The sequence below is a fragment of the Mycolicibacterium insubricum genome (assembly GCF_010731615.1).
Lineage (GTDB): Bacteria > Actinomycetota > Actinomycetes > Mycobacteriales > Mycobacteriaceae > Mycobacterium > Mycobacterium insubricum.
On record NZ_AP022618.1, the window covers coordinates 3,136,713 to 3,149,311 of the forward strand.

11 protein-coding genes are annotated in these 12,599 nt (G+C 70.4%); 4 read left to right on the forward strand and 7 right to left on the reverse strand.

Translation table 11 applies throughout. The features are described 5' to 3' along the window. Positions 1–113: 113 nt before the first annotated feature. From G6N16_RS14850 to tatA, 3 genes are read right to left on the reverse strand one after another with little or no spacing between them, the layout of a single operon-like run. On the reverse strand, positions 114–2,852 hold the full coding sequence (locus G6N16_RS14850; RefSeq protein ID WP_083029933.1) for a DEAD/DEAH box helicase: 2,739 nt from the start codon (positions 2,850–2,852) through the stop codon (positions 114–116). Beyond that, positions 2,849–3,745 (reverse strand): twin-arginine translocase subunit TatC, encoded by an 897-nt coding sequence (gene tatC, locus G6N16_RS14855; RefSeq protein ID WP_407663694.1) that lies wholly within the window; start codon positions 3,743–3,745, stop codon positions 2,849–2,851. The genes G6N16_RS14850 and tatC overlap by 4 nt, the downstream gene beginning before the upstream one ends. 46 nt (positions 3,746–3,791) lie before the next feature. Continuing rightward, the gene (gene tatA, locus G6N16_RS14860) at positions 3,792–4,046 is read right to left on the reverse strand and encodes a Sec-independent protein translocase subunit TatA (RefSeq protein WP_083029932.1); all 255 of its coding nucleotides are present in this window, start codon (positions 4,044–4,046) and stop codon (positions 3,792–3,794) included. Positions 4,047–4,168: 122 nt separating this feature from the next. Here tatA and G6N16_RS21605 point away from each other — a divergent pair, with 122 nt between their 5' ends. Both G6N16_RS21605 and G6N16_RS14870 read left to right on the forward strand, forming a co-directional pair. Beyond that, positions 4,169–4,507: a hypothetical protein gene (locus G6N16_RS21605; protein WP_179961208.1), complete on the forward strand. Its 339-nt coding sequence runs from the start codon at positions 4,169–4,171 to the stop codon at positions 4,505–4,507. Positions 4,508–4,747: 240 nt separating this feature from the next. After that, positions 4,748–6,238, forward strand: a complete 1,491-nt coding sequence (locus G6N16_RS14870) for an HNH endonuclease signature motif containing protein (RefSeq protein WP_083029931.1) — start codon at positions 4,748–4,750, stop codon at positions 6,236–6,238. A gap of 117 nt (positions 6,239–6,355) precedes the next feature. Here G6N16_RS14870 and G6N16_RS14875 read toward each other — a convergent pair whose 3' ends face one another. The 4 genes from G6N16_RS14875 to pafA form a co-directional block, all read right to left on the reverse strand. Then, positions 6,356–7,309 (reverse strand): helix-turn-helix transcriptional regulator, encoded by a 954-nt coding sequence (locus tag G6N16_RS14875; RefSeq protein ID WP_083029930.1) that lies wholly within the window; start codon positions 7,307–7,309, stop codon positions 6,356–6,358. After that, positions 7,306–8,319 carry a helix-turn-helix transcriptional regulator gene (locus G6N16_RS14880; RefSeq protein ID WP_083029929.1) on the reverse strand — a complete coding sequence of 338 codons (1,014 nt, stop codon included), beginning with the start codon at positions 8,317–8,319 and terminating at the stop codon, positions 7,306–7,308. The genes G6N16_RS14875 and G6N16_RS14880 overlap by 4 nt, the downstream gene beginning before the upstream one ends. Positions 8,320–8,395: 76 nt before the next feature. Continuing rightward, positions 8,396–8,902 (reverse strand): hypothetical protein, encoded by a 507-nt coding sequence (locus G6N16_RS14885; protein ID WP_133052899.1) that lies wholly within the window; start codon positions 8,900–8,902, stop codon positions 8,396–8,398. Positions 8,903–8,992: 90 nt separating this feature from the next. Beyond that, positions 8,993–10,351: a Pup--protein ligase gene (gene pafA / locus G6N16_RS14890; protein ID WP_110810771.1), complete on the reverse strand. Its 1,359-nt coding sequence runs from the start codon at positions 10,349–10,351 to the stop codon at positions 8,993–8,995. A gap of 124 nt (positions 10,352–10,475) precedes the next feature. On the opposite strand from pafA, the gene G6N16_RS14895 reads away from it, so the two are divergent. Further along, positions 10,476–10,895 (forward strand): hypothetical protein, encoded by a 420-nt coding sequence (locus G6N16_RS14895; RefSeq protein WP_083029926.1) that lies wholly within the window; start codon positions 10,476–10,478, stop codon positions 10,893–10,895. After that, on the forward strand, positions 10,892–12,598 hold the full coding sequence (locus tag G6N16_RS14900) for an alpha/beta hydrolase (RefSeq protein WP_163787895.1): 1,707 nt from the start codon (positions 10,892–10,894) through the stop codon (positions 12,596–12,598). Before G6N16_RS14895 ends, G6N16_RS14900 begins: the two co-directional genes overlap by 4 nt. The last annotated feature ends 1 nt before the right edge of the window (position 12,599 follow it).

Here is a 12,599-nt window from a genome sequence, read left to right on the forward strand (position 1 = left end):
AGTCCTGCTCGTCGGGCCGGCCCCAAGGCCGCCTCAACGGTATCGTCTGCCTCACCCTACCCGCTTCCGACACACCTTCGGCGCGTGATATTCGCGCGTACCGAGCCGTCGTCTCAGGTGTTGTCGGTGGCGACGACACCGCGCCGGACGTCGTCGATCGCCCGTTTGGCCGCCGCGCGCAACGCCGGTTCGGCGGCGGCGTTGCGGACCTGGTCGAGCAGGTCGAGCACCTGCCTACACCATCGCACGAAATCCCCGGCCGACAGCGGGCCGCCGGTGTCCTCGAAGGCCATCAGCGCGGTGGTCAGATCCCCGGTGGTGGCCCACCGGTACATGGCGGTGACGAACCCGGCGTCGGGCTCCCGGGTCGGGCCAATCCGGTGCCGGTTCTCGTCGCGGCGCAGAGTCCCCGACAGCCGCCGGGTCGCCGCCAGTGCCCGGCGCAGCCCGGCGGTGGGCGCATCCGGCTGGGCTGAGGGCCCGTCGGAGCCGCGGGGTTCGTAGAGCACGGCCGAGACCATGGCCGCCAGTTCCGCGGCGTTGAGCCCGTCCCACGCGCCGGTGCGCAAGCATTCGGCCACCAGCAGGTCGGACTCGGAGTAGATGCGGGCCAGCAGCCGGCCGTCGTCGGTGACGGTGACAGTGTCGGACCCGTCGGCCGCGGTGACGTAGCCGCGTTCGGTGAGCAGACCGAGGATCCGGTCGAAGGTGCGGGCCAGCGAATTCGTCGCGGCGGCCACCTTCTGCCGCAGCGCGGCGTTGTCCCGCTCGATGCGCAGGTAGCGCTCGGCGATGCGCATCCGGGCCTCCCGGTCGCCGAGCCCGTGCACCCGGTGGCGGCGCAGCCGGTCGCGCAGTTCGCCCAGTTCCGGGTCGACGTCGAGCTCGGCGGTGGCCTTGCCGCGCCGCCGCGACGGCACGTCGAGCCCGGTGGCCGCCGAGCGCAGCGCGGACGCCAGATCGCGACGCACCCGCGGGACCCGGTGCTCGACGCGCTTGGGCAGCGGCATCGACCCGATCTTCGCCGACGGCCCGGAGTAGTCGGCGGTGGAGATCCGGCCGGCCCACTTGTGTTCGGTGAGCACCAGCGGGCGCGGGTCCTCGGCGTCGTTGGCCGGTTCCAGCACGACGGCCAGGCCGGTGCGCCGCCCGGCGCCGATGGTGATGATGTCGCCGCGGCGCAGCTCGCCGAGCGCGTCGAGGCTGGCCCGGCGGCGCTGCATCCGCGACGCCCGGGCCTGGGCGCGTTCGCGTTCGCTGATCGCGGCGCGCAGCCGGGCGTAGTCGAGGACCTCGGCGCAATCCGGCCCCAGTTCGGCGGCCACCTCGGCCAGCATCTTCTCGCCGCGTTCCACACCGCGGACCAGTCCCACCACCGACCGGTCGGCCTGGTACTGGGCGAACGAGCGTTCCAGCAGGGCCCGGGCCGCGGTGGGGCCGAACTGGCTGACCAGGTTGATGGTCATGTTGTAGGTCGGCGCGAATGAGCTGCGCAGCGCGAAGGTGCGGGTGGACGCCAGGCCGGCGACCTCGGCCGGGTCGGCGCCTGCGTCGTCGGGGCGCCACAGCACGACGGCGTGGCCCTCGACGTCGATGCCGCGCCGCCCGGCCCGGCCGGTGAGCTGGGTGTACTCCCCCGGCGTCAGCGCCGCGTGCTGCTCGCCGTTGTATTTGACCAGCCGCTCCAGCACCACCGTGCGGGCCGGCATGTTGATGCCCAGGGCCAGGGTTTCGGTGGCGAAAACGGCCTTGATCAGCCCGGCGGCAAACAGCTCCTCGACGGTGTGGCGGAACGCCGGCAACATCCCGGCGTGGTGGGCGGCCAGCCCGCGCAGCAGGCCCTCGCGCCACTCGTAGTAGCCGAGCACGGCCAGGTCGGCGTCGGGCAATTCGGCGCAGCGCCGGTCGACGATCTCGGCGATGCGCTCACGTTCGTCGTCGGTGGTCAATCGCAGCGGTGAACGCAGGCACTGGGCGACGGCGGCGTCACAGCCACTGCGGGAGAAGATGAAGGTGATGGCCGGCAACAGGCCTTCGCGGTCCAGCGTCGTGATGACGTCCGGGCGCGACGGCGGTCGGTATCCGCCGCGGTGCCTGTTGTGCCCGCGCCCCCGGGGTTCGAAGTCGGTGAGCCGGTCGGCCTCCCGGCGGTGCGCGATGTGGCGCAGCAGTTCCGGGTCCACCTTCGGTTTGCCGCCGGTGGGCGCACCGTCGGGGGTGTGCCGGCTGTAGTCGAACAGGTCGAAGAGCCGTCGGCCGACCAGGACGTGCTGCCACAGCGGAACCGGGCGGTGCTCGTCGACGACGACGGTGGTGTCACCGCGCACGGTCTGGATCCAGCCGGCGAACTCCTCGGCGTTGCTGACCGTCGCCGACAGCGACACCAGCCGCACGTCCTCGGGCAGGTGCAGGATCACTTCCTCCCAGACCGCGCCGCGCATCTTGTCGGCCAGGAAATGCACCTCGTCCATCACCACGTAGGCGAGGCCGTCGAGCGCCGGGGACCCGGCGTAGAGCATGTTGCGCAGCACCTCGGTGGTCATCACCAGGACCGGCGCATCCGAGTTCAACGACACGTCACCGGTGAGCAGGCCGATCTTGTCGCTGCCGTAGCGGCGCACCAGATCGGAGTGCTTCTGGTTGCTCAGCGCCTTGATCGGGGTGGTGTAGAAGCATTTGCGCCCCGAGGCCAGCGCCAGGTGCACGGCGAATTCGCCGACGACGGTTTTGCCGGCACCGGTGGGTGCGCAGACCAGCACGCCGTGCCCGGACTCCAGGGCCGCACAGCCGCGCCGCTGGAAATCATCGAGCGCGAACGGCAGCTCGGCGGCGAACGCGTCGAGTTGGCTCATTGCTGGCGCGGTTCGGACGGTTCCAGCGGGGCGGCCTGGTCGTCGGGAATCTCCGGGCCGGTCCGTCGTGCCTTGCGCTTGTCGTGAATGCGGGCGATCTGGATGGCCATCTCCAGCAGCACCACCAGTGCCGCGCCGAGCGCCAGCATGGAGAACGGATCCGAGCCGGGGGTGGCGAACGCGGCGAAGACGAACACGGCGAAGATCAGGCCGCGGCGCCAGGCCTTGAGCCGCTGATAGGTCAGCACCCCGGCGAAGTTGAGCATGACGATCAGCAGGGGGAATTCGAAGCCGATGCCGAAGATCACCAGCAGGTTGATCAGGAAGCCGAAGTACTGCTCACCCGACAGCGCGGTGACCTGCACGTCGCTGCCGACGGTGAGCAGGAATTGCAGCGCGGTGGACAGCACCAGGTAGGCCAGCACCGCCCCGGCGACGAACAGGACGGTGGCGCAGACGACGAACACCGACGCGAACCGGCGCTCCCGCTTGTAGAGGCCGGGCATGATGAACGCCCAGATCTGGTGCAGCCACACCGGGCAGGCCAGCACGATCCCGGCGGCCAGACCCATTTTCAGACGCAGCATGAACTGGTCGAACGGCCCGGTCGCCAGCAGCCGGCAGCCGCCGTCGGCGCTGATGTCGGCGCGGGCGGAGGCGGGCAGCGCACAGTAGGGGGCGCGCAGCCACTCGCCGAGGCTCTCCAGGCCGAAGAAGGCGTGGCCGTACCAGAGGAACCCGATGATGGTGGTCAGCGCGATGGCGGCGACGGAGATCAGCAGCCGGGTCCGCAGTTCCCGGATGTGGTCGACGAGGGACATGGTCCCGTCGGGATTGGTCTTGCTGCGGCGGTTACGCGGATCCAGCCGCCGGAAGGTGGATTTCACAGACAGTAGGCACTAGCCGCCGCGGTATGCGCCGGGCCTGGCGTCGTCGGGATCAGGCCGACCGGGCGTCTGGGTCGGCGGGGGCGTCGACCCGCTCGGAGACGACGGGAGTGGGCTCCGCGGTCGTCGGCGGGGCCGGGGTGACCGCCTGCGGCGCGGACTCGTGATTCAGTTCCTTGATCTCGGACTTGAAGATCCGCATCGACTTGCCCAGTGACCGGGCAGCGTCCGGCAGGCGCTTGGCACCGAACAGCAGTACCAGCACCACGATGAGAATTGCCCAGTGCCACGGACTCAGCGCACCCATTAGCTACCTCCAGAGGTTCTTGTCCATGCTACCGCGGGGGACGGACAGGTCCCAATGACACGCGATCGGGCACAGGCCGACTACGCTGCGCGGAGATCAGACCGTCGTGGGAAGGTTCAGGGATGGCCAGTATGTCGTTGCTGCTGGGACTGCTGGTCCTGCTGCTTATCGTCGGCGGCATTGTCACCGCGGTGGTGTTGATCGTGAAGTCCTCGAAGAACCGGTCCGGGCAGCCTCCGGTTGTCGGTTTCGGCCCCGATGGTCGGCCGATCTATCCGGGTGGCGGCTATCCCGGTCCGGGTTATCCGGGATCCAGCTATCCGGGCCCCGGCTATTCGGGCGGCTACCCGCCCGTCGGACCGCCGCCCCAGCCCGGCTATCCGGGTCAGGGTTACCCGAACCAGGGGCACGCCGGCGGTCCGCCGGCGCAGCCGGGACCATCGTCGCCGGGCGGGATGTAGAACCGCCCTCACCGCCGTCCGCTCTCCGGTTGTCCGGGTCGTGTGACCGGGACGCGATCCGGGTTTGAGATCGCGATCAAGGATTGCCCGCCGGGAACCCGTGGGCACCGGCCGCCCACCCTTGGCGTCGGCACGCTAACCGAGGCGGCCCAAAACTCTTAGATAATTCTTATTTTTAGCGCACCCTTTCCGGTGGTCTGGCGAGCGTTTTTGTCGGAGCCTCGAAATAATGTTCTATACATGAGCACCGCGACGTCGACACTTCCGCCTCCGGGGATCCCCGGCCCCGGCGACGTGGACGACGCCGACGCCGCTCTGATCGCGCGGCTGACCGGATGCCGGGCCGACCGCGCCGAATACCACCGGGCCCTCGTCGGATTCGAAGCCGCCGCCACCACCCTGGCCGGCCTCAGTGCCGACGCGCTGACCCCCGCCGACATGCTGGCCGTCCTGGAACGCACCGAAACTACTGTCCGCGCGCTGGCCACCCTGTCGCACCGATTGATCCGGCGGTTGCAAACCGAAACCACCCCCATCGAACTCGGCGCCAAATCCTGGGTCGAAGTCCTCGCCCAACGCCTGCGCTGCTCACGCGGCGAGGGCCACCGCCGCATCAAAGACACCGCCGCGTTCGGCCTGCGCCGCACCCTGGCCGGCCAACCCCTCGCACCCCGGCTGCCCGACGCCGCGGCCGCCATCGCCGACGGCCGCATCGGGCCCGAACACGCCGCCATCCTGCGCGACTTCACCACCCACCTGCCCACCCACACCGACCCGGAACGCAAAAACGAAGCCGAAACCCAATTGGCCGGCATCGCCGCCGACTACACACCCGAACAAACCCGCCAATTCGCCCACCGACTGCTGGCCGTCCTGCATCCCGACGGCGACTACACCGAGGCCGAACGCACACGCCGACGCGGCATCCACATCGGCGCCCAAGACTTCACCGGCATGAGCCCCATCACCGGCCGGCTCACCCCCGAACTACGCGCCGTCCTCGACGCCATCCTCGCCAAACTCGCCGCCCCCGGCATGTGCAACCCCGACGACGAAAAACCCTGTGTCGACGGCCCCGCCACCGAAGACCAGATCACCGGCGACCGCCGCGAACAAAACCAACGCAACCACGACGCCCTACTGGCCGCCGGCCGCGCGCTCCTGGCCTCCGGACAACTCGGCCAACACAACGGCCTGCCCGTCACCGTCGTCGTCTCCACCAACCTCCAAGACCTGATGGACGCCTCCGGCTACGCCGTCACCGGCGGCGGCACCCTGGTCCCCATGCGCGACGTCATCCGCCTAGCCGCCCACTCCTGGCACTTCCTGGCCGTCTACGACAAACACACCAACATCCCGCTCTACCTCGGGCGCAGCAAACGCATCGCCACCGCAGGGCAACGGATCATGCTCACCAACCGCGACCTCGGTTGCACCTTCCCCGGCTGCACCACCCCCGCCAACCGCTGCCAAGCCCACCACTGCGACGACTGGCACCACCACGGCCTCACCAACATCACTGACCTCACCCTCACCTGCCCCGGCAACCACCGGATGGCCGACGACGGCCCCAACCAATACAGCGCCCACGTCAACGCCGACGGCCACGTCGAATGGATACCCCCACCCCACCTCGACACCGGCGGACCCCGGGTCAACACCTACCACCACCCCGACCGTTTACTACCCAAAAAACCCAAGCGGCCCAACATCACCCACCGACGCGAATGACCATGCACGCAGGACGAGCTGCGGTTCACCTGCGGTACGCCGACCCAGCCCGGCGAGGCTCCCCCGGGCCGGGTCTGAGCGGTCCACGCCCGGCCGTCGAAATACTGTCGTTCGTCGTCAAACCATGGATTCGTAGGCCACCAGCGCTTCGGCGGCAGCTTCCCGCACCCGCTGAGCCAAAGAGGCAGGCTCCAGCACCCGCACCGACGCCCCGAAGCCGAGCAGCAGCCGGGTCATCCACTCCTCGGCCGCGTAGGTCATGGCGGCTTCCAGCGAACCGTCGGAATTGGTGGCCAACAACCGGATCGGGTAGTACTCCAGCATCCAGGCTGCCTCCGGGGCGATGCGCAGCGTCGCCGACGGCAGCGACGGGTCCGCGTCGAACAGTGCGGTATCGGTCTGCGCGGTGACCGCCTCGGGCGGCGGGGCCGACGGCTCGTCGAGCACACTGGCGTCGCGGATCCGGTCGAACCGGAACAACCGGACCCCGTCGGCGTCGCGTGACCACGCCTCCAGATAGCTGTGACTGTCGATCAGCAACACCCGGATCGGGTCAACGGTACGGCTGCCGAACGTGTCGCGGGAGGCCGAGAAGTAGTCGATGCGCAGTGCCCGGTGATCGCGCACCGCGGACCGCACCGCGGCGATCGCCGGACTCTCCTCGGCAGCCTCCTCCGCATCCGGCGTGCCGCCGGTGGCGGTCGCGGTGGCCGATTCGATCTTGGCGATCGCGCTGCGGGCGGCCCCCGGGTCGATCACCCCGGGCACCTCCAGCAGCGCCCGCAGTGCGAGCAGCAGGCCGGTCGCCTCGGTCACCGTCAGCCGCAGCGGCCGGTCCATCCCGGCGGAGAAAACCACGTCGATGGTGTCGTTCTCGAAGTCGAGGTCGATCAGGTCGCCCGGGCCGTAGCCGGGCAGCCCGCACATCCACAGCTGGTTGAGGTCCTTGATCAGTTGCTCACGGCTGACGCCGAGTTCGGCGGCGGCCTCCTCGTGGCCGATCCGCGGGTTGGCCTGGAAGTACGGGACCATGTTCAGCAGTCGCACCAGCCGATCCGAAACGGTGGTCATTGCCGGCTCCCCTCGGTCTCCGCCGCCCTGCTCGCCGCGGCCCGCAGAATCGCCACTGCCTCGTCGCGCAGGTCCGGCGGCTCCAGCACGACGGCGTCGACACCGTGTCCGGCGATCTCCCGTACCAGCGCCTCGCGCGGCGCGGCGCCGAGTTCGAGCACCTGACCGGTACGGTCGTGCAGTTCCCGGTCGGCCAGTTCCACCCCGTGGCGACGCAGCGCGTTGGCCCGCCCGTCGGCCAACCAGACCCGCACCGGTGCCACCCCGACGCCGGGTTCGGCCGCGGCCACCGCATCCGCCGCGAACTTCCGCACGTCCACGTCGTCGGGCCGCACGACCACCCCGGCCGGGTCCAGTGCCCGGACGTCGTCGATGCGCGACACCCGAAAGGTGCGAACACCTTCGCGGTCCCGGTCGTGGCCGACCAGGTACCAACGTCCGCGGTGGGTGACCACCCCCCACGGTTCCACGACCCGCTGGGCCCAGGGCACCGCCGGCGAGGACCGGTGCCGGAACGACACCGCCCGGCCGGTTTCGACCGCGCCGAGCAACACCGCCAATGCCTCCTCGGACCCGCGCAACCCGGGCAGACCGGCCGGCGCGCTGAACGCGATGCCGTCGGCGTCGACGTCGACCCCGGCCGCGCGCAGCTTGAGCACCGCGCTGGCAGCGGCCGTCGTCCACTCCGGGGAGCGCCACAGCTGGGTGGCCACGGCGACGGCGGTCGCCTCCTCGGCGCTCAGGGTGATGTCGGGCAGTTCGTAGGCATCACGGCGGATCCGGTAGCCCTCGGCGGTATCGGCGTGCCCGACCCGGCCGGTCTCCAGCGGGATACCCAGATCGCGCAGCTCGTTCTTGTCGCGCTCGAACATCCGCGAGAACGCCTCGGCGCTCGGGCTTTCGGTGTAGCCCACCACATTCCGGTGAATCCACTCGGCGGACAGGTACCCCGGGGTGGACAGCAGCGCGATCACCAGGTTCAGCAGTCGCTCGATCTTCTGGGTCGCCACCGGTACAGCTTATTGGTGCCGGCCCCGTCACCGTGGCGGCGCGCCCTTGTCGGTCCCGGCGGCCGACGGGGTCGGTTCAGGCGCGGACCATTGGCACGCACTTTCCGCCCGCCGGCCACTGGTTGACCGCGCAGGTATAGCCGAGGTCGCGGCCGTCGAGGTACCCGGGCAGCCAGGACCGCACCCGCGACGACGTGCCGTACATCCCGGACAGCAGCGGAATCAACCGATCGTCATTGGGGAAAAGCACCGAGAAGTTATCCCCGTCATGCACATCCCGCGTTTCGGTAAATGTCGCGACGTTAGGGCCGCCACCGATGCTGATCGGGCCGTCTTTTCCGCCGGCGATGAAGGTCATCGAGAACGTCAGTTGAGTCACCGGCAGGTTGGTCTGACAGTTGCTGGCGTCCACCCGGTTGCCGACGTGGTCCACCCCGTCGAGGGTGTAGATGTAGGGCGTCGCCAGATTGAACTCGCAGCGCACGAAGTCGTTGGCGTGTGCGGTCGGCGCGCTCACCGTCGCCAGTGCGGTCAGCACGGTGGCCGCCCCGGCCCCCACCATCCGTCGTTTGTTCGCAGCCAACGTAGCCCCCCTCGGTTTCGCGGTCGCGTCAAGTCAATCACGACGGCGACGGGGGTTCCGACGGAAGTTTCTCCGATCCCTGTGCCGCTGCTACATGCTGGCGATGAGCCGGTCCACCCGCTCGTCGACGCTGCGGAACGGGTCCTTGCACAGCACGGTCCGCTGGGCCTGATCGTTGAGTTTGAGATGCACCCAGTCGACGGTGAAATCCCGGCCGGCGTCTTGGGCGGCGGCGATGAACTCCCCGCGCAGCCGGGCGCGGGTGGTCTGTGGCGGCGTGGTGACCGCGGCGTCGATCTCCTCGTCGGTGGTCACCCGGGCGGCCAGCCCCTTGCGGGCCAACAGGTCGAACACGCCGCGGCCCCGCTTGATGTCGTGATAGGCCAAATCCAGCTGGGCGATCTTGGGATCGGACAGCTCCATGCCGTAGCGGTCCTGGTAGCGGCCGAACAGTTTGCGTTTGATCACCCAGTCGATCTCGGTGTCGACCTTGGCGAAGTCCTGGCTCTCGACGGCGTCGAGCTGGCGGCCCCACAGGTCGACGACCTGCTCGAGCTGCGGATCGGGCTCGCGGCTCTTCAGGTACTCCACGGCGCGGCCGTGGTATTCGCGCTGGATGTCCAGCGCGCTGGCCTGCCGCCCGCCCGCCAGCCGCACCGGCCGCTGTCCGGTCAGGTCGTGGCTGACCTCGCGGATCGCCCGGATCGGGTTGTCCAGCGAGAAGTCGCGGAACGGCACGCCGGCCTCGATCATCTCCAGTACCAGCGTCGCGCTGCCCACCTTCAGCAAGGTGGTGGTCTCGCTCATGTTGGAGTCGCCGACGATGACGTGCAACCGACGGTACTTCTCGGCGTCGGCGTGCGGCTCGTCGCGGGTGTTGATGATCGGCCGGCTGCGGGTGGTCGCGCTGGACACGCCCTCCCAGATGTGTTCGGCGCGCTGGGACAAGCAGAACGTCGCGGCCTTGGGGGTCTGCAGCACCTTCCCGGCGCCGCAGATCAGCTGGCGGGTGACCAGGAACGGCAGCAGCACATCGGAGATGCGGGAGAACTCACCCGCGCGGATGATCAGGTAGTTCTCGTGGCAGCCGTAGGAGTTGCCCGCCGAGTCGGTGTTGTTCTTGAACAGGTAGATGTCGCCGCCGATGCCCTCGTCGGCAAGGCGCTGCTCGGCGTCGATGAGCAGGTCCTCCAGCACGCGTTCACCCGCCCGGTCGTGGGTGACCAGCTGGATCAGCCCGTCGCATTCGGCGGTGGCGTACTCGGGGTGGCTGCCGACGTCCAGGTACAGTCGGGCGCCGTTTCGCAGGAAGACGTTCGAACTGCGGCCCCACGACACCACCCGACGGAACAGGTAGCGGGCGACCTCGTCGGGCGAAAGCCGCCGGTGCCCGTGGAACGTGCAGGTCACGCCGAATTCGGTCTCGATTCCCATGATTCGTCGCTGCACGTCGTCGAGCCTACTTGCTGGACGTTCACCGCGGCGGCAGCCCGGCCGGGCAATCCCGCCCAATGTGCGCCGGGGCTGTGGACAACCGATCCGGGCCGAGGGCGCGGAGCTGTCAGCATGACCCATGGCCGACACCACCGTGGCGCTGGATCCGGACCGATTGCGCAGCACGTCCGGCACGCTGGGCGCGGCCGCCGCCGCGCTGGCCGCCGTCGCGGCGCGCGCCGGTCTGGCCCGCCCCGACGCGCCGCCGGGTTCGGCACTGACCGCGCTCACCGGGCCGACGGCGGCGCTGCGACGGCTATCGACACTGGCCCGCGAACTCGACGACTGGGCCGCGTCGGCCGCCGCCGCCGGAACCCGGCTGGCCGCCGGGGACGGCGCCGCGGCCGGGCGGCTCGCCGGGTTGGACGAGCAGTGTCGTTCTGCGAGGAACAGGCCCGGCGACATGGACACCGCCGGGTTGGACGAGCAGTGTCGTTCTGCGAGGAACAGGCCCGGCGACACCGACACTGCCGGCACCATTGGGGTCAGACCGCCGTGACCCGCCCGTCTCTGTCCCAGGCCCGCCTCTGGCGGCCGGACTCCCTCGACGAAGCGGCCGCCCGCTGGGACCGCGCGGCCGTCGACATCCACACCAACGCCGACGTCGCGGTGCGCGGAGTCACCGCTACCCGGGACTTCTGGCGCGGGTCCGCCGCCGAAGCCGCCCGCAACCGCGCATCGGCGCTGACCGGGCGGGTGGTGGCACTGGCCCGGGCGTTCATCGCCGCCGCGGCGGCCCGCAACGGCGCCGCGCTGCTCCGAGCCCGCCGCGACGACGTGCTGACGACCGTTGCGGCGGCCGAGTCCGAGGGGTACACCGTCGCCGACGACGGCACCGTCCGTACAAATGACACGGCCGGCACGACGGCCGCCGCGCCCAGCCCGGCCATGCTCACCCGGGCCGGGGAACTCACCGTCGACGTGCAGTCCGACCTGGATCGCCTCGCCCTGGCCGACGAGGACACCGCCCGCGACATCGAGGCGGCCTTCGCAGTCGAGGCGCCCGCACCGACCCAGCTGGCGGGCTGGCCTGCAGGCCCCGAGGCGCTGATCTCCCGGTGGCCCTCGACCGGTCAGGACGAGATCGCCGCGCAGATCGCGGCGCTGTCGCCGCAGCAGCGCCGCCAGCTGGTCGAGGCCGCACCGGCCGTCGTCGGCAACACCGACGGCGTGCCCTGGGACCTGCGTGTCGCGGCGAACCGGCTCAACATCGCCGATGCGATCCTCGCCGAGCGGGCGCTGCTGGCCACCCCGGAGGACACCAAGGTCGCCGCCGAGGTGGACGCCATGCGGGTCGGCGTCGACCCGGCGACCTGGGAACGGGTCCGGGCGCAGCTGCGCCGCGATCCGGCGGCCCGGGCCCGCGCCGTCGCCTCCTACGACGACAAGGTCAACGACCGGATCGCGTTCTATCAGGGGTTGCTCGGCGAGGTCGCCGATCCGACCGGCCGCAGCAGCATGCCGATTCCCCGCCAGATCATCGCGTTCGACCCCGACCGGTCCTCACTCATCGAGTTGCACGGCGATCTGGCGACCGCCACCTCGGTCGGCGTGCTGATCCCGGGCCTGAACACCACGATGCCCGGCTCGGGGGCCAACGTCGCGACAGCCCGCCGGTTCACCCGGGCCGGCGGCGGGAAGGTCGCGATGATCACCTACCTGGGCGGCCCGTTCCCGACGGGTGAGGGCGCTGCCGGGTTGCGGGCCGCGGCCAGCCCGCGGTTCGCCGAGCAGATGGCGCCGCGGCTGGTGGCCTTCAGCGAGGACGTCAACCGCACCGTCGACGCCACCGGGCGCGATATTCCGGTCACCTATCTCGGTCATTCCTACGGCGGATCGATCCTGGGCACCGCCGAGCGCGACGGGTTGACCGCCGACCGGGTGGTGTACGTGGAGGCGGCCGGCGCCGGGGTCGGGGTGCACAGTCCCGCCGACTGGCACAACCGCAACCCACACGTGGTGCGGTTCACGATGACGGCGCCACTGGACTGGATCGAGGCCGTGCAGGGGGTGCCGCTGGGCCCACACGGCGCCGATCCCGACACCATGCCCGGGGTGCTGCGGCTGCCGACCGGCCGACGCCGCAACCGGTGGCCGATGGTCGGGCCGAGCACTCACAGCGACGTCATCAACGAACCGTCGGATGCCTGGGACCGGCTCTACGAGGTGATCTCGGCTCCCGGACGCCGGCCGCGGCGCTGAA

Bases quoted from the DNA above. Each gene is read 5' to 3' on its own strand.
- G6N16_RS14850 (WP_083029933.1), bottom strand. From the start codon at position 2,852: ATGAGCCAACTCGACGCGTTCGCCGCCGAGCTGCCGTTCGCGCTCGAT.
- tatA (WP_083029932.1), bottom strand. From the start codon at position 4,046: ATGGGTGCGCTGAGTCCGTGGCACTGGGCAATTCTCATCGTGGTGCTG.
- G6N16_RS21605 (WP_179961208.1), top strand. From the start codon at position 4,169: ATGGCCAGTATGTCGTTGCTGCTGGGACTGCTGGTCCTGCTGCTTATC.
- G6N16_RS14870 (WP_083029931.1), top strand. From the start codon at position 4,748: ATGAGCACCGCGACGTCGACACTTCCGCCTCCGGGGATCCCCGGCCCC.
- G6N16_RS14875 (WP_083029930.1), bottom strand. From the start codon at position 7,309: ATGACCACCGTTTCGGATCGGCTGGTGCGACTGCTGAACATGGTCCCG.
- G6N16_RS14895 (WP_083029926.1), top strand. From the start codon at position 10,476: ATGGCCGACACCACCGTGGCGCTGGATCCGGACCGATTGCGCAGCACG.